This window comes from Myxococcus sp. SDU36 (assembly GCF_030168875.1).
In the GTDB taxonomy this organism is placed as follows: domain Bacteria; phylum Myxococcota; class Myxococcia; order Myxococcales; family Myxococcaceae; genus Myxococcus; species Myxococcus vastator.
Map to the genome: position 1 here is coordinate 4,815,655 of NZ_CP077414.1, position 20,074 is coordinate 4,835,728.

A 20,074-nucleotide genomic window follows, 5' to 3' on the forward strand; every position below is an offset into this window, starting at 1 on the left:
TGGCATGACTCGCGCCGCCTCGCTGCTGGTGTTCCTCCTGCTTGCCCTGCCTGTGGCGTCCCGCGCGGACGACGGCGCCTCCGAGGAACGCACCTGGCACCGGCTCATCGGCATCCTCCAGTACCTGGAAGCGGACTATCCGCTCGCCATCGAGTCGCAGTCCGCGTTCGAGATGGAGGAGCAGAAGAGCTTCGCGGCGGAGGCGGTGGACGCGGCGCGCGGACTGGGCCCCGCCGCGGCGGCCTTCCTGCCGCGCGTGGAGGCCATCCAGGCCCGCGTGGACAAGGGCGAGGACCCTGACGGCGTCAGCCGCGACTGCGGTGAGCTGGTGGAGAACCTCGTCACGGCCGGAGGGCTGGCCCGCAGTCCGCGCCGCCCGCCGGACCTGGCGCTGGGCCAGTCGCTGTTCGCCACCAACTGCGCCGCGTGCCATGGCGCGGACGGCAGCGCGAACGTGGCCATCGCCGCCAACATGGAGCCGGCGCCCGCCAACTTCCAGGACGCGGAGCTGATGGAAGGCCTCACGCCGTACAAGGCCTTCAACACCACCAGCTTCGGCGTGCCGGGCACCGCGATGCCGGCCTACCCCACCCTGTCCGAGGAGGAGCGCTGGTCGCTGGCCTTCTACGTCTTCACCATGCGCCTGCCCGAGTGCGAGGGCACGCCGCCGCGCATCTCCCTGGAGCGGCTGGCCAACGCCACCGACGCGGACCTGGTGAAGGAGTTCGGCCAGGAGCACCTGGCCTGTCTGCGCCGGAAGATGCTGGACGCGGACGAGGAGCGCTTGCTGCTCGCCGCCCGGGAGAACGTGCAGCAGGCCATGCGCCTGGGCGCCGCGGGTGACATCGCGGGCGCGAAGGGGGCGCTGCTGGACGGCTACCTCAACGGCGTGGAGCCGGTGGAGCCCAAGCTCAGCGCGCGCGACTCGGCGCTGACGCTGAAAATCGAGCAGGGCTTCCTCAAGGCCCGCATGGCGGCGGAGCGCGGCAGCCCGCACCTCCAGGACGAGGGCCGGGAGCTGCTGGCGCTGCTGGACCAGGCGCGGCGTGACTCGGGCACCACCGCGAGCCTGCTGTCCACGATGTGGCTGACGCTGCTCATCCTGCTGCGCGAGGGCTTCGAGGCGACCATCATCGTCGCGGCGCTGCTGGCCGCGCTGCGGAAGATGAAGGCCACCGAGCACGTACGTGTGGTGCACTTCGGATGGATTTCCGCGCTCATCGTCGGCGCGCTGTCCTACGTGCTCGGCCGCCACCTGCTGGCCGGTGCCCAGCGCGAGTGGCTGGAAGGCATCGCCGCGCTCGTGGCGGTGGCCATGCTGCTGTACGCGGCGCTGTGGCTCAACGCCCGCTCCAACATCAGCCAGTTCATGGGCGAGCTGCGCGAGAAGATGCAGGGCGCGCTGGGCCGCGGCAGCATGCCAGGCCTGTTCCTCATCGCCTTCACCGCCGTACTGCGCGAGAGCTTCGAGACGGCCATCTTCCTCCAGGGGCTCGCGCTGGACTCGCCGGAGGGCGTGGCCTGGGGCGCGCTCGCGGGCGCGGTGGCCATGGCGGCCCTGGTCCTCTTCATCAACCGACTGGGGTACCGCCTGCCGATGAAGACGCTCTTCAACGCGTCCACCGTCATCCTGGTCCTCACCGCGGTGATGCTGCTGGGCAAGGGCCTGCACTCGCTGCAGGAAGTCGGTGCGCTGCCGCTGGCGCCCGTGCCCTTCGTCACCGTGGACATGCTGGGCATCTATCCGGACGCGCTCTCGCTCGTTCCCCAGCTCCTGCTGGGCGCCGTCCCGCTGGCGCTCGTCCTGCTGCGCCGCAAGGGCCGTGCCCAGCCTGTCTCCGAGGCCTCCGCGGGTTAGGCGACGCGCGCCCGTCGTTGCGGTAGCGTGTCCCTGGTGAAGGTTTCGCGAGCGCACTCCATCGGGTTGGCCCTGCTGGTCCTCTCCTCGGGCCAGAGCGCCGCCTGGGCACAGGAGCCCCCCACGAGCGAGCCCGCCCGGGCGCCCGCCTCCGAGCTGACGCCGCCGCCCCTGGTTCCAGCCCCGGTCGGCTGGGACGCGCCGACGCGCAGCGACGTCGACGCGGAGGGAGCCTCCCGCCCGAGCCAGGAGGCGGAGGGCACGACCTCCGTCAACGAACAGGCCCTTCCTGGCAAGGCCCGCGCCCGCCCCGCGGACCCCGTGCCACGGGTGGCGGTGGAGTTCGTGGCCGGCGCCGGTGGCGGCCTCATCGCGGGCACCGTGGGCATGCTCACCGGCTTCATCGTGGGTGCGTCCACGGTGGGCTGCGACGAGTGCAGCATCGTCGCGGGCGTCGGTGGCATCACCGGCGTGGTGGTAGGAATCCCCGCCGGGACGTGGCTGGGCGGCAGGCTCATGGGCGGCCGGGGCACCCTCCTCGCCACCGCGGGTGGCAGCCTCGTGGGCTGGGGTGGTGCGCTGATTGGCTCCGCGCTGCTGGGCATCGGAGACAACGAACCCGGCGGCGCGGTGTTCCTGCTGCTGCTTCCCGTGGTGGGCGCCGTCGCGGGGTATGAGCTCTCATCTCCGGAAGAGGAGCGCCCCGCGCTCACCCGCAAGGCCCCGAGCACGTTCCAGGTGGTCCCCGTCGCGGGGCTGGGTGAACGCGGGCCGCGCCTGGGCCTCGCCGGCAGCTTCTGAGGCGAGTCCCCCGGGGCCAGCGGCGCGGCGCCTCGAGCCGCCGCGCGCCGTCCGTTCAGCGCGAAACCCGTCACGGAGGCGATGGCATCCGTGCCCGAGCCGTGCTCTCACTCCGGGCATCAGCGCCCATGCTCTCCCATCCGAACCGCCCCCTCCTGCTGACGCTCCTGCTGCCCGCCCTCGCGCTCGCCCAGCCGACGGCTGACGCGCCGCGGAGGCCAGAGCCCGTGACGCCCACGCAGCAGCGGCCCGCGGTGGGCCGTCCGTCACCGGCCTCCAGGCCACCGGCCGCTCCCCGGTTGCATCCGCCCCGGGATGCGCCGTTCCCGCTGGGCGCGCGCCTCGTGGGCGAAGCGGTGGGCGGCGCGCTGATTGGCGCCTCCGGCCTCGCGGTGACCTTCCTCGGAGGCGTCCTCGTGGCGGACCGGGTGTCCTGTGGCTACAGCGAGTGCAGGTCCGGGAGGAACCTCAGCCTCATCAGCGCCTCGCTGGGGATGGGGCTCGGCGCGGCGTCAGGCGTGTACCTGGGAGGCTCGCTGATGGATGCACGCGGCGGCTTCCTGCCCACGCTGCTGGGCGGACTGGTGGGAACGGCCGCGCCATTGGCCGTCGTGGCGCTGTCGGACGAAGCATCCTGGGCGGCCCTCACCGCCACCTTCGCCGTGCCCGTGGCGACGTCCATCCTCGCGTTCGAGCTATCCCACGGCGCCCACCAGCGGCGGCGCCAGCAGGGGCGCCCCGTGGTGGTGGTGCCCACGGCGAGCCTGACCCCGGGAGGCGGGGCGCTGGGGCTCGCCGGCCGCTTCTAAACGGCCGAACGCGATGCTCTAACGACCTCAGGCGGTACGCCGGAGGTCGCCCCAACGCAGCAGCGGCTGGCGCTGCCGACGACTCAACCAGAGCCCAGCCTTGCCCTTGGGCAGGGCTGCCTCGAATCACGAACCTTGGCTTAGACTGAAGCGATGTGGCGCCGTCATCCCCAGTGGCTCGATGCGGGCGAACCCGACGGAGATCCGCTCGGGGCGCCGATGCTGTGGCCCGACGGGCGTCACATCGCCGCGAACGGGCTCGGGCGCATCTTCCTCTGGAGTCTGGCGACCGGGGAGTGCACGCGGGTCCTGAAGACGGACGCCATCTGTCGGAATGGAGAGCCCTGGTTCCGGCTGGCGGGTGAAGCCGAGCTGGGCCGCGTGCTCGAGGCACACAAAATCCGCGGCCTGGCCGTCTGGGACTCCAAGGACTGGCGACGCGTGCAGACCTTCGAGGGCCACGGAGAGGAGGTCCAGGCCGCCGCGGTCGTCAGCGAGGACCGCGTCGTCTCCATCAGCGCCGACAGCAGCGCGCGGCTGTGGGACGCATGGACGGGCGAGAACCTGCGCACGCTGTGGACCGGACCGCTCTACGCGCTCGCGCATGCGCCCGCCCAGGGCCTCGTCGCCGTGGGCGGAAGCAACGGCGCCGTGCACCTGCTCGAAGACCTCACGCTCAACGTCCGCGCCCTCTTCCACCTGAGCATGGCCACCGCGCGCCATGAGCCCCTCGGCGAAGAGCGCAAGAAGCAGCTCGGCATCGTGTGGAACCGCCCATCGAACACCCTCCGGGCGCTGGCCTGGCACCCCGACGGAGAGCACCTCCTCTGCGGGTCCTGGGACTTCGTGGCCCGCATGTTCCACAGCCGCACCGGCCGCGTCGTGCGGCAATGGCAGGGCCATGCGCACTGGGTGGACTTCGTCGCGGTGGAGCCCACGCTCGGGCTGCTGTGCACCGGGAGCTCCGATGGCACCGTGCGCATCTGGTCGCTCGACTCCACCGAGTGCCTCGCCGTGCACGACGTCGGCCACGCTGACCTGGGCGGCCTGCTGGTGCACGACCGGACGCTCTACGTGACGTGTCAGCGAGAGCTGTTGTCAGTGCCTCTGGACTAAACCATCGTTCAGGCGCGGAAGTAATGGAGCGACTCCTCGCGCACGAGGCCCTCCTCCACCAGCTTCTCCAGGGTGGCCAGCGCGCTGCGCTCCGCGATGGGGTGCAGCAGCGGCGGCGTGTCCGCGTAGGCCAGGGACACCACCTGCGCCAGCGTGGCGCCGTTGGGCGGCACGGCCTGGAGGATGAGCGCCTCCCGCGCCGCCCGGTGGTCCAGGTACTCCTGGAGCTTCGCGGGCCCGTCCGGAATCGGCGAGCCGTGCGCCGGGTACAGCGTGCTCACGGGCCAGTCCCGCAGCCGCGAGAGCTGCGTCAGGTAGTCCCGCATGTGCCCTTCCGGAGGGTCGATGACGATGGTCCCCACGCCGGCCACCATGTCCCCCACCACCGCCGAGCGGCTGCGCTCGTCCACGAGGCACACGTGCCCCTGCGCATGTCCCGGCGTGTGCAGCACGCGCCAGCGCTGCGGCACCTCGCCCGCCAGCGCCAGCACGTCGCCATCCTCCAGCAGCCGCTCCACCGGGAAGTCCAGCCGGTCCGCCGTGCGCGCGTGGCACCACAGCGGGATGCCCAGGCGCTCCTTCACCGCGCGCGCGCCGCCCACGTGGTCACCGTGGTGGTGGGTGAGCACCACCGCCACCGGCCGCAGTCCCTCCGCCTTCAGGCCCGACACCAGCGACAGCAGCTTCGCGTACTGCTTCACGTCCGCGGCGCCCGGGTCCACGATGAGCAGCTCGCCATTGCCCAGCACATACGCGTTGGTGTGCGCGGCGGGCGGCAGCGTGGGCGTCTCCAGCGCCACCACGCGCACGCCCTGCTGGAACTCGATGCGCTGTGAGACGTAGCCCGGGCAGAACGGAGGCGTCGCCAGGCGCGCCAGGACGTCGGACGCATCCGTGAAGGCGCGCAGCACCTGGAAGGCATGCACCGCGGGCGGGTGCAGCAGCGCCGAGCCATCTCCCCACCGCGCCAGGGCCTCAGCGGGCCTCACCCAGGCGCCCTCGGCGAGCTCGCCAGGCCACCACTCCGCGCGCGCGTGGGCGGGCAGCTCCACCAGGTAGAAGCGCGTATCGAAGCGCACGGGCAGCGACGGCGGCGTCACCCACCGGCCCGCGGCGCGGAAGTCGTCCGCGTTCAGCGACAGCCCCTCCGCCTTCAGCAGCGCGCCCCACCCCAGCGCCCCGTCCAGGAGCGCCTTGCGCAGCGACTCCACCTTCGCGGGGGACAGCGCCTGTGCGCCGTGGGCCACCAGCACGCCCGTCTCCTCGAAGAGCTCGCGCGCCGCGGCCGAGCGCAGCGCCGCCTCCTCTCCGCTGGCGCCCGCCACCGGCACGTCCGCGTCGGCCGCGTCCAGCTTGCCCCCGGGAAAGGCATAGAAGCCGCCCGCGAAGCGGAGCGCCTTGCCGCGCTTCACCCAGAAGACCTCCACGCCCTCCCCCGCGCGCCGGTACAGCAGCGCCACGGAAGAAGGGCGTGCCTCCACCGGACTGTGGGCCAGCAGGTCCAGGCCCAGGCCCAGACTGGGAAGACGCTCGCTCATGATTCCACCGCCTGGCCAAGCAGCCGGCCCATCAACGCATGCGCCTTGTCCGCCTGGTCTGGCCGGACGTACAGCCGGACCAGCCGCACCGCGCCGCTGTAGCGTTGATACAGCGGCGTGTAGCGCGCCACCTCCGTCAGCCGGCCGGTGGACGCGTCGATGATGTACAGGCTCGGCCCCTGGCCAGACGGCCCGGAGGTGTACTTGCTGAGCACATTCTGGGATTCGACGACGTAGTGGTCGAACTTGTGGGACACCAGCGCGCTGCGCAGCACGTCCAAATCGTAGCCCGTGTCCCGCTCCGTGAACTGCGCCAGCAGTTTGTAGCCCTTCCGCTGGCTGATGCGCTGGGCCCACGGATTCCTGGAGCGGCGCAGCGTGTACCAGAGCGCCGAATCGTCACAGAGCAGGAACTCTTCCGGATCCGAAGGAATCTCGAACTCGCCGGGCGACTCCTCGTAGTAGCGCCGCAGCATGTAGTCGAAGTTCACCGAGGTGTGGTGCAGGTACACCGACACGAACATGTGATAGCGGCTGAGGAGGAAGTCCTCGAAGGCGAAGGCCGCCGCCCGGCTGAGGGCGAGGTAGGCCCGCCCGTCCTTCATCGCGGGGTTGAGGTTGCTGACAATCCAATCCATGTCGTACCGGCCATAGTTGACTCCCGTGTAGAAGGAGTCGCGCAGCAGGTAGTCCATGCGGTCCGCGTCCAGCTCGCCGGAGACGATGGCGCGCAGCAGCGGCGTCCAGTCCACGCCCTGGTGCGTGAAGCCCGGGTCCTTCGGCGGCTTCGCGCCCGACACCAGCGCCACCGCCGCCATGGGCGTAATCCCCAGGTCGCCGAAATGTTTCTCGATGATGGGCGTCAGCGAGCTGTCGAGGAGGATTTTCGCCGTGTAGTCCTCATGCGTGGCCTGCTCCCCCTCCGCGGCGCCGTCCAGCCACGACGGCAGACGCAGGAGCGAGCGCTTCGGAGCGATGCGCTCCGAGGCATGCGACAGCGGCATGTGCCCCAGGTCATGGCAGAGGACCGCCAGCCGCACCGCCGCGCAGAAGCGCTCCCGCACCTCCTCCGGCAGCGACGACTGGGCGGCCACCGCGCCGAACACGCGCGAGGCGACATGCATGGCGCCCAGGGAATGGATGTGCCGCGTGTGCGTGGCCCCGGGAAAGGCCAGGTCCCCGAAGCCGAGCTGCCGGACATAGCGCAGCCGCTGGTAGTGCCGGCTGTCGATGACGGCCTTCTCGGCGTCACTGACCGGGATGGTGCCGTGGATGGGGTCACGGATGCGCATGATTCCCTTTCCATACTCCTGGATACCCCCTCGGGAGGTCATCAAACGTACCGCGAACCTCTCCGGGGGGCAGCCGACCTCACGTGCGGACTGTGATGGCGGAAGGGGACGTGGTAACCCTCCGGCACCACCGAATGCACATCATCCTGCTGCACAACCGCGACCACGACCTCCTCGAGGACGACCCTGGGCGGGAGGCCCGGGAGGATGTGGTCCGTGTCGTCTCCTCCATGGCGGACGCCCTCAACCAGGGCGACACCCTGGCCGAACCGCTCGCCATCGAAGGCGACCGGCTCGACTTCGTGGACATCCTGCGCCGGTGTCAGCCGGACCTGGTCGTCAACCTCTGCGAGTCGTTGGCGGCTGACAGCCGCGGAGAGATGGCCGTCCCCTGTCTGCTGGACGCGCTGGGGCTGGCCTACACGGGCTCGTCCGCGCTGTCCCTGGGCCTGGCGCTGCACAAGCCCAAGGCGAAGGAAGTGCTCACCGCGCGCGGCGTGTCCACCCCGCCCTTCCGCGTGGTGGAGCGACTGGAGGATGCGCTGGCGGTGGACCTGCCCTGGCCGCTCATCGTCAAGCCCGCGCGCGAGGACGCCAGCATGGGCGTGACGTCGGAGTCCGTGGTGCACGAGCGCGCCGCGCTGGTCCGCGCCTGTGACGCGGTGCTCCGCGAGTTTCATCAGCCGGCCCTGGTGGAGCAGTTCATCCCCGGGCGGGAAATCTATGTGCCGCTGCTCGGCAACCAGCCGCGCCAGGCGCTGCCCCTGACGGAAATCGTCTTCGGCAGTACGTTCGAGGACAGACCCAACATCGTCTCCTACAACGCCAAGTGGGAGGCGGCGTCGGCGGAGTACCGGGACACCACCAGCGGATTGTGCCGGTTGGACGGGAAGCTGGAAGCCCGTTGCGTGCAGGTCGCGCTGGAAGCCTTTGCAGCACTGGACTGCCAGGACTATGGACGGGTCGACCTCCGGGTATCCCCGGAGGGCGTGCCCTACGTCATCGACATCAACCCCAACTGCGACCTTCATCCGAGCGCGGGGTTCGCCAAGGCCGCCCTGGCCACCGGGATGGATTACCCGGCCCTGGCGTCCCGGCTCGTGGAGGTCGCGCTCGAGAGAGCACATGGACATCCGTCCCATCGAAGAAAAGGACAGGGCGCCAATCGCCGCCCTGATTCGAAAGATCGAAACCTTCTCGCCGCAGGAGGTTGAGGTCGCCACCGAGCTGGCGAACACCACGCTCACCGCGGGCAACACGGACTACGCCATCATCGTCGCGGACCGCGGCGGGGAGCTCGTGGGGTACGTCTGCTACGGCCCCACGCCGATGACGGAGGACACCTATGACTTGTACTGGATTGCGTCCGCACCGGAAGTTCGCGGTCAGGGCGTAGGCGCGGCGCTGGTGTCCGCCATGGAGGGTGATTTGCGCCGCCGCAACGGGCGCCTCATCCGCGTGGAGACGAGCGCCACCGAGGCCTACGGCCCCACGCGCGGCTTCTACGCTTCCATGAAGTACGGCGAGGAGGCCCGCATCCGGGACTTCTACAAGGTGGGGGACGACCTCATCATCCTCACCAAGCGGCTGTAGTCCCCGCGCCGCCAGGCCGGGCGGGTGAAGACAACGGGCCCTTCCCTCGTTAGAAGGGGCACGATGACTCGCACGCACCGACCGACCTTGTTGGCCCTCGTGTCCCTGTGCGCCCTGCTGGTGGGCGCACCGTCCGCGCTCGCGAGGGCGCCCGCCCCGGCAGTCAAGGCCGCTGCCGCACAGGCGCCCGTCTCCGACGTGGTGAAGGCCGCCCGCCCCAAGGGCGGCGAGTACTTCGGCCTGTACCTCATGGACAAGAAGGTCGGCTGGCTCTTCACCGACCTGGAAGTCCTGCCGGGCCAGCCCGCGCGGGTGAAGACGACCAACCAGCTCGTCTTCAAGGCGATGGTGGGCTCGCGCGTGTCGGAGCGCATGCATGACGAGGAGCGCATCTACGAAGCGAAGCCCGGCGGGCGCCTGCTGTCCTTCGTGGTGAAGCAGACGGGTGACGGCGGCACGCAGACGCTGGAGGGCACGGCCACCGCGGACGGCGTGCAGGTGGTGCGCAAGCGCCCGGGCCGCCCCGACGAGACGCTGCCCAGGCTGCCGCCCACGAAGGAGCGGGTGGAGGACGCCGACCCGCCGCGCGTGGCGCTGCTGCGCAAGGCGAAGGTGACGGGCTTCTCGCTGGATGGAATGGACCTGGAGTCCTACGGCCTCTCCACCACCGTGGAGCCCGAGGAGCAGCGGACCATCAACGGCGTGCGGGTGAAGCTGGGCAAGGCCGTCACCGTGTCGGAGAAGGAGAAGGTCCCCGTCGTCTCGTACGTCACCCAGCGCGGGGAGATGGTGCTGGTGGACTACGGCACGACGATGCAGGCCCGGAAGGAGACGGAGGCCGTCGCGAAGCGGCTGGACCTGGTGGAAGTCTTTGGCCTCACCCGCGTGGTGCTGCCCAAGCCGCTGCCCGACTCCGCGCGCACCGTGCCCGGCCACGTCACGCTGGTGGTGCAGGGCCTGCCCGCGAAGTTCCAGGAGCAGACGTACCGGCAGCAGTTCAAGCCGCTGCCGGACGGCAGCGTGGAGGTGACGCTGTCCGCCGCCGCGCCCAAGGCGCGCAAGCCCCTGCCGCTGAAGGACCCGGAGGGCGGCGAGAATCTCAAGTCCACGCTCGTCGTGGAGAGCGACGCGCCGGCCATCCGCGCGCTGGCGAAGCAGCTCGTGGGGACGGAGAAGGACGCGTACCGCATCGCCCAGAAGGTGAACACCTGGGTGTACTCCAACCTGGAGAAGGACTACGGCGCCAGCGCGGACCGGGCCACGGACGTGCTGAGCCAGAAGAAGGGCGACTGCACGGAGCACTCGCTGCTGTCGGTGGCGCTGCTGCGCGCGGCGGGGGTGCCCGCCCGGCGCGTGGACGGCGTCATCTACATGGTGAACCAGGACGGCGTGCCCGCCCTCTACTGGCACGAGTGGGTGGAGGCCTTCGTGGGCGAGTGGACCCAGTTGGACCCCACCTTCAACCAGGTGGTGGCGGACGCCACGCACTTCGCCTTCGGCAAGGAAGGCAACGCCGAAATCACGCCGCTCATCGGCGCGCTGAAGGTGACGGCCGTCAAGTGACGCGGGCCGCGCCGGCCCCTGCTCAGGGGCCGGTGAGCGCCGCCAGCCGCTGGGCGAGCACGTCCGGCTCGGTGACGGGCAGCTCGCAGACGAAGCCCCGGCACAGGTAGGCGGCGCCCCGCCCCTTCACCGGCTCGCGTCCCTCGAAAGTCCCCTGCAGCAACGCGGGCACGGGCTGTCCCGGTGCCTTCCAGGCCAGCGCCACGGTGGGCGCGAAGGCACGGTCCATGGCGGCCCGCAGCGGCGCCACGTCGTCGGACGCGCCCGCGACGGTGACGGACGCCGCGCCCTCCAGCAGCGCGTCCGCCGCCAGGCCCAGGTAGCCATAGCCCATGGCGTTGCGCACGAGCCCGTCGTGCATCCGCGCCACGTAGCGCTCCGGCAGCTCCAGGTGCCGCTTGTCTCCCGTGAGCGCCGCCAGCTCCACCTGCGCCTCCGTCAGCGTGGAGGCGCCGGACGGGAAGGCGTTGTCGAAGAGGCCATACGTCGCCACCACCAGGTCCTTCTGCCCCCGAGGCGCGGTGAGGTACGCCGCCTTCTCCGCGTCCCAGAAGAGGTCCACGGCCCGGCGCACCAGCGCGTCCGCGGCCTCCAGGTACTTCACGTCGAAGGTGGCCTGGTAGAGCGCGGTGAGGCCCGAGGCCAGGTCGCCGTAGTCCTCCAGGAAGCCGTCGATGCGCGCCTGTCCCTCCTGGTACGAGCGCGCCAGCCGCGCCCCATCCCACGCCTTCTCCAGCACGAAGTCCGCGGCGTCCGCCGCCCACTTCGCCCACTCCGGCCGGCCGAAGACCCGCGAGGCCAGCGCGAGCCCGCGAATCATGAGCCCGTTCCATCCCGACAGCAGCTTGTCGTCCCGGCCCGGCTTCACCCGCCGCTCCCGCACGTCGAAGAGCGTCTGCTTCGCCGCGGCCAGCTCGCGCTCCACGGTGTCTTCGGAGGCGCCGCGCTCGCGCGCCAGCTCCGACACGGGCACCACCACCTCCAGCACCGTGGCGCCGTGCTCGAAGTTGCCGCCGGGTTTGATTCCGAAGTGGCGCAGCACCCGCTCCGCCTGCGCTTCCGACAAGGCCGCGCGGACCTCCTCCGGGCGCCAGACGAAGAACTTCCCCTCTTCGCCCTCGCTGTCCGCGTCCTGCGCCGCGTAGAAGCCGCCGCCCGCGTCGGTCATCTCGCGGCGCACGTAGGCCACCGTCTCCTCCACCACCTTGCGCCACAGCGGGCGCGGCTCCACCTGCTGCGCCTGCGCGTAGAGGTGCAGGAGCTGCGCGTTGTCGTAGAGCATCTTCTCGAAGTGGGGCACCAGCCAGCGCTCGTCCACCGAGTACCGGTGGAAGCCGCCCCCCAACTGGTCATAGAGGCCGCCCAGGGCCATGCGCTCCAACGTCAGGAACACCGCGTCCTTCAACGGCGCGCCCCCGCCTCTTCGCCACGCGCGCAGCATCAGCGCGAGGTTCATCGGGTTGGGGAACTTGGGCGCGCCGCCGAAGCCCCCGTGGACCGCGTCCACCTGCTTCGCCATGCGCTGGCCCATGCCCACCACGTCCGCCGCCGTCAGGACCGCGGGCGCGGCCTCCAGCCCGTAGGTGGCCAGCTCGCCGAGCCCCTCCTCGAACTGGGCCGCCTGCCCCTGCACCTCGTCCTGCTTGTTCTCCCACGCGTCCCGCAGCGCCATCAGCAGCCGGGGGAAGCCCGGGCGGCCGTAGCGGTCCTGCGGTGGGAAGTAGGTGCCGCCGTAGAAGGGCTTCAGGTCCGGCGTGAGGAACACCGTGAGGGGCCAGCCGCCGCCCTGCCCCATGAGCTGCACCACGCCTTGATAAAGCTGGTCCAGGTCCGGCCGCTCCTCGCGGTCCACCTTGATGTTGATGAAGCCCTCGTTCATCACCCGGGCCGTCTCGGGCGACTCGAACGACTCGTGCGCCATGACGTGGCACCAGTGGCAGGCGGAGTAGCCCACGGACAGGAGGATGGGCTTGTTCTCCGCCTTCGCCTTCGCGAGCGCCTCCGCCCCCCAGGGGAACCAGTCCACGGGGTTGTGCGCGTGTTGGCGCAGATACGGAGAGGGTTCCCGGGCCAGACGATTGGAAGTGTCAGCTGACGGAGGGGGCGTGGCCATCGGGGCTCCAGGAAGGGGAATGGCTGTCGAGATACGAACCTGCGTGAGGGCGGGCAAGCCGAAAGCACTGGAGGGATGCTGGTCAACAGCGGGGCAGGCCGGGTAGGTCGCCGCCGTGTCTCCGCCGCCTCCCGTTGTCTCGCGTCCCGCCTCGCCGGGCCTCCGTCTGAAGACCTGCGTGGCGCTGCTCGGCGTGGCGATGGGGGCGCGGCTCGCCCTGGTGCTGGGCACGGACGTCTACTTCGACACTGCCTATTACTGGCAATGGGCCCGCAAGCTCGACTGGGGCTACTTCGACCACCCGCCCTTGGTGGCGTGGCACATCGCGCTGCTGGGCATCGAAGGTACGGCGATGCTGTGCGGCGTGGGGACGGTGGCCGCCGTGTGGCGACTGGCGCGCGACGTCCACGGTGACGCGGCGACGGCCTGGCGGGCAGCGGCGCTGTGGAGCGTCGTCCCCGCGGGCGCGGTGGCGGGTGTGTGGCCCACGCCCGACTCGCCCCTGCTCCTGTTCTGGACGCTGGCCCTGTGGGCCCTGTGGCGGGAGCGCTGGGCCCTGGCGGGACTGGTTGGAGGGTGCGCCCTGCTGTCGAAGTACCCGGCCGTGCTGCTGGGTGTGGCGTTCCTCATCGCCACGGTGCGGGCGCGGCGCATGCCCTGGGGGGCGTGGCGCACGGCGACGCTGGCGGGCGCCTGCTTCGCGCCGGTGGTGTTCTGGAACGCGGGCCATGACTGGGTGGGCTTCACCTTTCAGCTCAGCCATGGCCTGGGCCGCGGCTGGCGCAGCGGTTGGAGCACCTTCGGCGAGTTCCTCGCGGGACAGCTCGCCATGGGAGGACCGGTGCTCTTTCCCCTCGCGCTGGTGTACGGCGTGCGCGGTCCGCGCGAGCACTTCCTGCTGCGCATGGCGGCCTGCATTCCCCTGCTCTTCTTCGGCTACGCGTCGCTGCGCACCCGGGGCGAGGCCAACTGGCCGTCCGCGGCGTACATCGCGGCCTGCGTGGGCGTGGCGGGGATGCGGCCTCTCTGGCAGCGCGCGGCGGCGTTCAGCGGGCTGGCGGTGGTGCTGGTGGTGGGCTCGCACCTGCTCTTCCCCGTGCTCCACTTCCGCCGGGACACGGCGCTGTGGCGGACGCACGGCTGGAGCGTGCTGCGCGAGCTGGCCACGCCGCAGCGGCTGTTCCCGGGCCTGTCGCCCGATAGCGTGGCCGCCGTGTACGCGCCCAACTACCAACTGGCGTCCCAGGTGGCCTTCTACGCGCGGCGGCGCACGAAGACGGGGGCGCCGGCGCGCTTCAGTCAGTACGACCTCTGGTCCGGCCCGGACGTGACGCCCGGGCACGACGCGCTGTGGGTGAGCGAAGGCGGACCGCTGCCTCCCGAGGACCTGGTCTCTCGCTTCACCACGCTGGAAGGCCCCGTGGAGCTCATCGGCGACTTCCGTGGACGCAGGCTGCACACATTTCAGGTGTGGCGGCTGCGCGCGCGAAGGCCCTGACCTCCGACAAACGGGTACTGGACCTACCTCTGGCGCCGCAGTGCCAAGCCGGGCGCGACTTCAGTCGGCGACGCTTCCGGGTGTGAGCTGAGCAACAGGCGCCGCCGCCACAGACTGCCCCTGCGCCAACGGTACAACCAGGAAATCGTTGGGCGAGAGGATGCGCAACTTACCGAACGTCGCCCCCACGGAGTTCGCCTTCAGCGCGGTGAAGTCGGCGTCGTACGTGATGAGGGCATCGGCTCGGCCTCGGGCGGCGCACCCCATGATGAGCGTGTCGAACTTCATCGCCGCCTTGGTGACGCCCGACTGTTGCTGCGACTTCTTCATCGCCGGCAAGGGAAGCGCGGCGGCAACAAGCTGCGCGGCCCGAGCATCGAAGGCGATGTACTCAACGTTGTGCACGGCGGGCGCTGCGCCCCCGTGGCGAAGAAACTCGGCGAGCGTGGGGGCCGCGATGAGGATTTCCTTCTTGTGCCGAACAAGGGCATCCCAGAGGGCTTTTGAGGGAACCTCATGTGCCCGCCCCGTGGGCTGGTCGAACACGAAATAGAGGATGTTCGTGTCGAGCATGACGCGGTTGGGCAACCTGGAAGGGTCAATCACGCCCCAACTCCTCGTGGAGCTCTTCCAGCGTCAGGCCCGAGCGCGGCCCCATGCCCTCGCGAAGCGCTTCCTCCCATGCCGCGGTCGGGTCTCCATCAGACACAGGCTCGAAGTCCAGGAGGTTGCCGTCCGCGATGTGCCCCTCTTCGTCCCGAAACACACGCGCGTCGATGTCGACTTCCTTGTAGAGAAAGGGAGCAATCCTCGTCGCGAGTTCTTTCTCGAGGGTGAGCGTCATCTCCTTGTCTTCAATCCGGGTCATGAGACGCACCGTGGGCTTCTTGCCACCAACGCGCGTCACGATGGCGCGTCCGCTGAATGACTCGGCCACGGGCGTGAACTCGGCCACGGGCGTATCGAAGTGAAGGATGACGGGCTGCCAGTGACCAACCTGCGCGGATGAGCGCAGGATGGTTTGGGGGAATTCGCGGACTTGCCTCTGGAACTTCGAGAGGGGCGTCCTGATGGCGTTGGGGATTTCCAACTGGTTCGCCAGCATCGCGCTGATGTCGAGCACTCCGGCCTGGGCAGCGCCCGGGTTGGAGGGAGCGGCCCCAAATCGAAGACACTTCTCCTCGACTTCGAGCCCATGGAACGTCAATTCGGTGCCGCGCGCCTTAGCCACTTTCCGAATGAGGCCCAGATAGGTCACGAAGAGATTCAGCGCCGCCTCGGCGTCGACGGTGGCCTTGTGGACTTCGGGCCCATCAATCTCGAACGTGAGGTTCTCGTCGCTCATCCGCGCCTCCGACTTGGAATGACCGCATGCAGGTAGGCACTTCCCGGCCGGTTGGGGAGTTGACAGGTGTACTACATCCGTCGAGTGCCATGGGAGGGGGCAACAACCGGGTCCTTGTCCGACTTCCCTGAGGAGCGTCAAGGAAGCCGGCGGTGACGCGCCCGGAACAGCGCGTCGTACAGGCCCAGGAAGAGGTGCCCGCCCAGCGCCAGGCCCTGCTCAATCTCGGCCGCCCCGGCCTCCGTCTCGTAGGGCGCATCGAGCTGCCGGTAGAAGCCCTCCGCGTGCGCCTCGTCGAGGTCCGCGTGCGTGGGGTAGTGCACCACCTCGCCGGGCTGGAGCCAGCCCCGCGCGACGATGCCGCGTCCCAACTCCAGGGAGATGCCGCTGAACAGGTCCTCGATGATGCCGAACACGGCGAGCCCGGTGAGCGGCCCCTCGAACGCGGCGATGCCCGTGAGCGCCACGTTGAAGGCACGCACCTCTGGCCACGTCACGTGCTGCTCCACGCGAGCCGCCTCAACGCCCAGGCGAGAGAGGAGCAAGTGGAACGTACGCTCGTGCCCGTGGGCCAGCGTGCCGCGGCCGTGCTCGTCGAAGATGTTCTCCACCAGCGGCAGCCGCTGGTGGGGATGCGGCAGACGGCTGACGAGCATCGCCATGGGCCTGGAGAAGTGCGCCACCGCGGAGAAGAACTGGAGCTGCGTCTCGGCGAAGTCCTCCCGCGCGAAGGTGCCGTCTCTCAGTGCGCGCAGGTAGGGCGCGTCCAGCACGGCCCACGCCGCCTTGAGTCCGGCGATGTGCTGACGCAGCTTCAGATTTCGGACGTGGGAAGGTGCACCCATGCTGGCGACCTGACGGGAAAGGAGAGGTCCAGAGAATAGACGGTGCACACCGAATCCGGCGCGATGCCCGCCTCACGCAGCCAGTGGACATGGTCCTCCAGCCGCTCGTCGATGCTGAAACAGGTGAGCGCCTCGCCCCCGAGCGCCGCCAATTCCACGCCACAGGTACGAAGGTACTCGCCCCAACCGTGTGTCCAGGCTTCGGGCGGCGCCGCCAGGTGGACCAGGGGCCACGGGCGACCCGTGGACAGCCGCTGAAGGTCCTTGTCCCCTGCCGTGGTGCACCACCCCGCCCCTTCCAGTTTCCTGGCGTGCGCGGGCCCCAGGCGGAGCCCCACGCCCGTGGGACGCGGGGGCGCACGCCGGGTCTCCAGCGCCTCGAGCCGCGAGGGCGGTACGAAGTAGAGCGCGAGCCGGCTCGCCGGCCGCCCCATGCGCAGCGGGTTCCAACCTCGGGCGATGCGCATCACGTCGCCCCGGGCGCCGCGCATCGCCGCGCCGTAGAGGAAACGAATCCGGCGCAGCGGGGGAATGAGGAAGAGGTGCTTGAGGCCCTGAAGCAGGAGCTTCGTGGCGAGGCCGGAGCCCCGCGCGTGCTTCGCCAGCTTGAGGTCGCAGATGTAGAGCGCGTCCACCTTCCGCGTCCCATGCCACACCGGACGCAAGACGCCCGTCACGGAGCCGAGCAGGTCGTCGCCACGGAGCGCCAGCAGGAAGTACGCCTCGCCCATGGAGGAGAAGAACGAGTGGTACCCGGGCCCATGGTCGATGAAGAAATGGTCGGCCCCATCCGCGAGCGGATAGAGGATGTCACGCTCCAGCAGGCGCAGCCGCTCGACATAGGGCCCGATCGTGTCGGGCCGAGCAACGATGAAGCGCACGTCACTCATGGGCTGGCTGGCACGCGGAAGCCGACCTCGATGCGCTCGTAGAACAGGCTCCTGTCCCTGGCGAGCAGCTCCGCGCCGAGCGCGTCATCGAACTCGAAGGCAGGCTGGAAGAAGCGGCGAAGGTCCCGGCGGTTGTTGAGCTGGCGGATGAGGACGGCGCAGCCGGGCCGCGCCTCCCGCGCGAGCAACCCCGCCCACTCCGCCACGAGCGCGTCCTCCGACCAGTCGAAGATGTTGGAGAGCGAGATGACGTCGAAGCGGTCCAGGCGCGGCACCTCCGGCAACGAGCCCTGGACGAGCGTCAGCGTCAGCGGGCCTTCGGCCTGGAGATACTCGGGAGCATCCTCACGCAGGTACCCGCCGAGCAGCACGTGCTGGAGGAAGGGATTTCGAGGCGCATCCTCCCGCTGGAGCCCGCGTTCGAAGACCGCCTGGAAATAGCCAGGATACGAGCCGGGCTCCGCGTGTTGAGTCGCAGCGGGCCCGAACATGGTGTTCAGCAGCGGCGCCGCCAGGGCCAGCTCGAAGGCCACGGGCCAGTAGGGCGAAGCGAACCAGCGGCCACAGGCCTCCCGGCGTTGTGCGGCCGGGGTGGCCGGCGCGAAGAAGGCGGCGAGCTCGTGCGCGGGCGCGACGAACTCCTCGATGAACCGGCGCAGCGTGCGGAAGAGCCCCTCGAAGTCGCCGCGCTGATTCAGGGCCGCAGTGTCCTCCGCTTCCACGCTGTAGCGGGCCAGCGGAAGGCGGCCGAGCCCCTCCGCCTTCTCCCGGACATGCGCGAGCTGACGGGGGTTGAAGTCGAAGCCCACCAGCTCAAGCGCTGGATGGCGCCACGCCAGGGTGAGGAGCGTGCAGCCTCCCGAGGCCACCGTGAGCACGGCCCGCGCCCGCGTGCGCTCGACGAGCGCCAGCTCCAGCGCGGCATCCTCCCGGACCACGGCGAACTTCAAGCGATGGGGCGGCGTCGAAACCAGGACAGGTTCCATGGCATGGTTCTACCTCGGAACCACCATGCCGCTCGCGACAGAATCCCTCACCCCTTCGCAGTTGCGTGAACTGGAGCAGGTCGATGCGCGGCACGTTCCGCGGCTCGTCGTGTTCCTCGTGCTCTACCTGGGCGCGGCGGCGCTGTCCGTAGTGCTCGCGGCGCGGGACGCCACCGGGTCCGTGTGGCTCGCTCGCGCCCCGCTGTACCTCATCGCCGCGGCGTCATTGCATGGCATCAGCCTGTTCACCCACGAGGCCGTCCACGGTGGCCTCGCGCGGTGGCCCTGGCTGAACCGGCTGGGTGGCATCGCCTGCGCGCTCCCGGTGTTGCAGAACTACGCGGCCTACAAGGTGCTGCATCTGAAGCACCATGCCGACCTGGGCGGAGGGAAGGACCCGGACCACTACGCCAACTACACGGGCCGGCGGTGGCTGGAGTTGCTGATGCATGTGGGCCGGCTGCTGCTGGGGTACCCCGCGTACATCACGATGATTCCCATCCTGGGCTGGCGACAAGGAACGACCGCCGAGCGGCGATGGGTGCTGCTCGAAGTGGCGCTGGCCGGCGCTGGCCTGACAGCCGCGGTCATCTTCATCCCCGGACAAGTGCTCCTCCATGCCTGGGCGATTCCGATGCTCCTCCTCAACACCCTGGTCAACGTCCGGGGCATGAGCCAGCACACCTTCCTGCCGGAGAGCACGCACCCGGTCCGGGGCTCCCGGACCATCCTGTCGAACCCGGTGACGCGCTTCTTCATGTGCAACGAGAACTACCACCTGGAGCACCACCTGTACCCCCGCGTGCCCTGGTACAACCTGCCCGCGCTGCACCGGACGCTGCGCGCGGACCTCGTCGCGCAGGGGGCCCCCTTCATCCCGTCCTACTTCTCGTTCGTGCGCGGCGTCCTCTCCGGTTCGCTCATCCGAGGGGCGAAGCCCGCCACGCCGGATGCCTGAGCGGCTGTACCCGCACGAAGTGCTATTGGCGGCGTTCGGCATCCTTCTCTCGACGGCGCTGGTGTTCGTCGCGGGAAGCTCCGCGGCCGTCACCGTGCAGGCTGTTGGCGGCACGGTGCTGTTCATGGGCAGCGTGGCGCTGCTGGCGCGACTGGACGCGGTGGCCCATGTCTTCCGGGCACGGCTGCTGCTCGCCTACCTCGCGACGTTCTTCTTCTATGCCTCCGTGAAGCAGGCCGTCCCCGCGCTGGGGCTCGTGACGCGTGACGCGTGGCTCCTGTCCGCCGACGTGTTCCTGTTTGGCATCACCCCGGCCGCGTGGCTCCAGCGGTGGAGCACGCCCTGGGTCAACGAGTTCTTCAGTGCCAGCTATCTGGCGTTCCACGGCTACCTGCACCTCGCCATGGCCTGGGCGCTGGTAGGGCCACGGGCGCGAGCGGAGCGCTTCTTCGTCGATGTCTTTTCCGCCTATGTCCCGGGCATCGCCGGCTACTACCTGATGCCCGCCCTCGGGCCCGTGGCCGCCTGGCCGGAGCTGTTCACCGTCCCCGTCGAAGGCGGATGGTTCACGCAACTGAATGCCGTCGTCGTGGCGAGCGGCTCGTCCACCTACGACCTCTTCCCCAGCCTGCACACGTACATCACGCTGGTGCTGCTCGAACACGACCGGCGCCAGCACCCGTGGCGCTTCCGTCTGATGGTGCCCGTCGCCGTGGCCATCCTCATGTCCACGCTGGTGCTGCGTTATCACTATGCCGTGGACCTGCTGGCGGGCGCCGCGTGGTTCATGGCGTTCCGCGCCTGCTTCCCCCGCGTCCAGCACGCCACGGCAACCACCGTGCGAACCCACTTCAAGCGCGTTTGAGGCG

18 protein-coding genes are annotated in these 20,074 nt (G+C 70.1%); 10 read left to right on the forward strand and 8 right to left on the reverse strand.

The features are described from left to right. Positions 1-4 precede the first annotated feature (4 nt). From KGD87_RS19030 to KGD87_RS19045, 4 genes are all read left to right on the forward strand, one after another. Positions 5-1,858, forward strand: a complete 1,854-nt coding sequence (locus KGD87_RS19030; protein ID WP_284661642.1) for a cytochrome c/FTR1 family iron permease — start codon at positions 5-7, stop codon at positions 1,856-1,858. Positions 1,859-1,894: 36 nt separating this feature from the next. Then, complete coding sequence (locus tag KGD87_RS19035) at positions 1,895-2,659, forward strand: GlsB/YeaQ/YmgE family stress response membrane protein (protein WP_284661643.1); 765 nt, start codon at positions 1,895-1,897, stop codon at positions 2,657-2,659. A 128-nt stretch (positions 2,660-2,787) separates the two neighbouring features. Further along, complete coding sequence (locus tag KGD87_RS19040; protein ID WP_284661644.1) at positions 2,788-3,468, forward strand: hypothetical protein; 681 nt, start codon at positions 2,788-2,790, stop codon at positions 3,466-3,468. 153 nt (positions 3,469-3,621) lie between these two features. After that, on the forward strand, positions 3,622-4,584 hold the full coding sequence (locus KGD87_RS19045; protein WP_284661645.1) for a WD40 repeat domain-containing protein: 963 nt from the start codon (positions 3,622-3,624) through the stop codon (positions 4,582-4,584). Between the two features lie 8 nt (positions 4,585-4,592). Here KGD87_RS19045 and KGD87_RS19050 read toward each other — a convergent pair whose 3' ends face one another. Both KGD87_RS19050 and KGD87_RS19055 read right to left on the reverse strand, forming a co-directional pair. After that, positions 4,593-6,122, reverse strand: a complete 1,530-nt coding sequence (locus tag KGD87_RS19050; RefSeq protein WP_284661647.1) for an MBL fold metallo-hydrolase — start codon at positions 6,120-6,122, stop codon at positions 4,593-4,595. Continuing rightward, positions 6,119-7,414 (reverse strand): HD domain-containing protein, encoded by a 1,296-nt coding sequence (locus KGD87_RS19055; RefSeq protein ID WP_284661648.1) that lies wholly within the window; start codon positions 7,412-7,414, stop codon positions 6,119-6,121. The genes KGD87_RS19050 and KGD87_RS19055 overlap by 4 nt, the downstream gene beginning before the upstream one ends. Before the next feature lie 134 nt (positions 7,415-7,548). Here KGD87_RS19055 and KGD87_RS19060 point away from each other — a divergent pair, with 134 nt between their 5' ends. The 3 genes from KGD87_RS19060 to KGD87_RS19070 all read left to right on the forward strand — a co-directional run bounded on the left by KGD87_RS19060 (position 7,549) and on the right by KGD87_RS19070 (position 10,570). After that, entirely contained in the window at positions 7,549-8,628 is a 1,080-nt protein-coding gene (locus tag KGD87_RS19060) for a D-alanine--D-alanine ligase family protein (protein ID WP_284661650.1), read from the forward strand. Continuing rightward, on the forward strand, positions 8,540-9,007 hold the full coding sequence (locus KGD87_RS19065; RefSeq protein ID WP_163778801.1) for a GNAT family N-acetyltransferase: 468 nt from the start codon (positions 8,540-8,542) through the stop codon (positions 9,005-9,007). The genes KGD87_RS19060 and KGD87_RS19065 overlap by 89 nt, the downstream gene beginning before the upstream one ends. Before the next feature lie 63 nt (positions 9,008-9,070). Beyond that, positions 9,071-10,570 carry a transglutaminase-like domain-containing protein gene (locus tag KGD87_RS19070; RefSeq protein ID WP_284661653.1) on the forward strand — a complete coding sequence of 500 codons (1,500 nt, stop codon included), beginning with the start codon at positions 9,071-9,073 and terminating at the stop codon, positions 10,568-10,570. Positions 10,571-10,592: 22 nt separating this feature from the next. Here KGD87_RS19070 and KGD87_RS19075 read toward each other — a convergent pair whose 3' ends face one another. Further along, positions 10,593-12,683, reverse strand: a complete 2,091-nt coding sequence (locus KGD87_RS19075; protein WP_284661654.1) for a thioredoxin domain-containing protein — start codon at positions 12,681-12,683, stop codon at positions 10,593-10,595. A gap of 199 nt (positions 12,684-12,882) precedes the next feature. Here KGD87_RS19075 and KGD87_RS19080 point away from each other — a divergent pair, with 199 nt between their 5' ends. After that, on the forward strand, positions 12,883-14,181 hold the full coding sequence (locus KGD87_RS19080) for a glycosyltransferase family 39 protein (protein ID WP_350102567.1): 1,299 nt from the start codon (positions 12,883-12,885) through the stop codon (positions 14,179-14,181). Positions 14,182-14,241: 60 nt separating this feature from the next. Here the strand turns inward: KGD87_RS19080 and KGD87_RS19085 are convergent, their stop codons facing one another. The 5 genes from KGD87_RS19085 to KGD87_RS19105 all read right to left on the reverse strand — a co-directional run bounded on the left by KGD87_RS19085 (position 14,242) and on the right by KGD87_RS19105 (position 18,247). After that, positions 14,242-14,787 carry a PIN domain-containing protein gene (locus KGD87_RS19085; protein WP_284661656.1) on the reverse strand — a complete coding sequence of 182 codons (546 nt, stop codon included), beginning with the start codon at positions 14,785-14,787 and terminating at the stop codon, positions 14,242-14,244. Beyond that, positions 14,780-15,526 carry a hypothetical protein gene (locus KGD87_RS19090; RefSeq protein ID WP_284661657.1) on the reverse strand — a complete coding sequence of 249 codons (747 nt, stop codon included), beginning with the start codon at positions 15,524-15,526 and terminating at the stop codon, positions 14,780-14,782. Before KGD87_RS19090 ends, KGD87_RS19085 begins: the two co-directional genes overlap by 8 nt. A gap of 137 nt (positions 15,527-15,663) precedes the next feature. After that, the gene (locus KGD87_RS19095) at positions 15,664-16,371 is read right to left on the reverse strand and encodes an iron-containing redox enzyme family protein (RefSeq protein ID WP_284661659.1); all 708 of its coding nucleotides are present in this window, start codon (positions 16,369-16,371) and stop codon (positions 15,664-15,666) included. Next, positions 16,341-17,261 (reverse strand): GNAT family N-acetyltransferase, encoded by a 921-nt coding sequence (locus KGD87_RS19100; protein WP_284661660.1) that lies wholly within the window; start codon positions 17,259-17,261, stop codon positions 16,341-16,343. Before KGD87_RS19100 ends, KGD87_RS19095 begins: the two co-directional genes overlap by 31 nt. Beyond that, the gene (locus KGD87_RS19105) at positions 17,258-18,247 is read right to left on the reverse strand and encodes a DUF3419 family protein (RefSeq protein WP_284661662.1); all 990 of its coding nucleotides are present in this window, start codon (positions 18,245-18,247) and stop codon (positions 17,258-17,260) included. The genes KGD87_RS19100 and KGD87_RS19105 overlap by 4 nt, the downstream gene beginning before the upstream one ends. Here KGD87_RS19105 and KGD87_RS19110 point away from each other — a divergent pair. Continuing rightward, on the forward strand, positions 18,246-19,205 hold the full coding sequence (locus KGD87_RS19110; RefSeq protein ID WP_284661663.1) for a fatty acid desaturase family protein: 960 nt from the start codon (positions 18,246-18,248) through the stop codon (positions 19,203-19,205). The genes KGD87_RS19105 and KGD87_RS19110 overlap by 2 nt on opposite strands. Beyond that, complete coding sequence (locus KGD87_RS19115; RefSeq protein ID WP_284661664.1) at positions 19,198-20,070, forward strand: phosphatase PAP2 family protein; 873 nt, start codon at positions 19,198-19,200, stop codon at positions 20,068-20,070. Before KGD87_RS19110 ends, KGD87_RS19115 begins: the two co-directional genes overlap by 8 nt. Positions 20,071-20,074 lie beyond the last annotated feature (4 nt).

Coding starts and splice junctions, on each gene's coding strand:
- KGD87_RS19070 (WP_284661653.1), top strand. CDS start 9,071: ATGACTCGCACGCACCGACCGACCTTGTTGGCCCTCGTGTCCCTGTGC.
- KGD87_RS19100 (WP_284661660.1), bottom strand. CDS start 17,261: ATGAGTGACGTGCGCTTCATCGTTGCTCGGCCCGACACGATCGGGCCC.
- KGD87_RS19105 (WP_284661662.1), bottom strand. CDS start 18,247: ATGGAACCTGTCCTGGTTTCGACGCCGCCCCATCGCTTGAAGTTCGCC.
- KGD87_RS19055 (WP_284661648.1), bottom strand. CDS start 7,414: ATGCGCATCCGTGACCCCATCCACGGCACCATCCCGGTCAGTGACGCC.
- KGD87_RS19110 (WP_284661663.1), top strand. CDS start 18,246: ATGGCATGGTTCTACCTCGGAACCACCATGCCGCTCGCGACAGAATCC.
- KGD87_RS19040 (WP_284661644.1), top strand. CDS start 2,788: ATGCTCTCCCATCCGAACCGCCCCCTCCTGCTGACGCTCCTGCTGCCC.
- KGD87_RS19080 (WP_350102567.1), top strand. CDS start 12,883: ATGGGGGCGCGGCTCGCCCTGGTGCTGGGCACGGACGTCTACTTCGAC.
- KGD87_RS19065 (WP_163778801.1), top strand. CDS start 8,540: ATGGACATCCGTCCCATCGAAGAAAAGGACAGGGCGCCAATCGCCGCC.
- KGD87_RS19115 (WP_284661664.1), top strand. CDS start 19,198: ATGCCTGAGCGGCTGTACCCGCACGAAGTGCTATTGGCGGCGTTCGGC.
- KGD87_RS19095 (WP_284661659.1), bottom strand. CDS start 16,371: ATGGGTGCACCTTCCCACGTCCGAAATCTGAAGCTGCGTCAGCACATC.
- KGD87_RS19045 (WP_284661645.1), top strand. CDS start 3,622: ATGTGGCGCCGTCATCCCCAGTGGCTCGATGCGGGCGAACCCGACGGA.
- KGD87_RS19030 (WP_284661642.1), top strand. CDS start 5: ATGACTCGCGCCGCCTCGCTGCTGGTGTTCCTCCTGCTTGCCCTGCCT.
- KGD87_RS19060 (WP_284661650.1), top strand. CDS start 7,549: ATGCACATCATCCTGCTGCACAACCGCGACCACGACCTCCTCGAGGAC.
- KGD87_RS19050 (WP_284661647.1), bottom strand. CDS start 6,122: ATGAGCGAGCGTCTTCCCAGTCTGGGCCTGGGCCTGGACCTGCTGGCC.
- KGD87_RS19090 (WP_284661657.1), bottom strand. CDS start 15,526: ATGAGCGACGAGAACCTCACGTTCGAGATTGATGGGCCCGAAGTCCAC.
- KGD87_RS19075 (WP_284661654.1), bottom strand. CDS start 12,683: ATGGCCACGCCCCCTCCGTCAGCTGACACTTCCAATCGTCTGGCCCGG.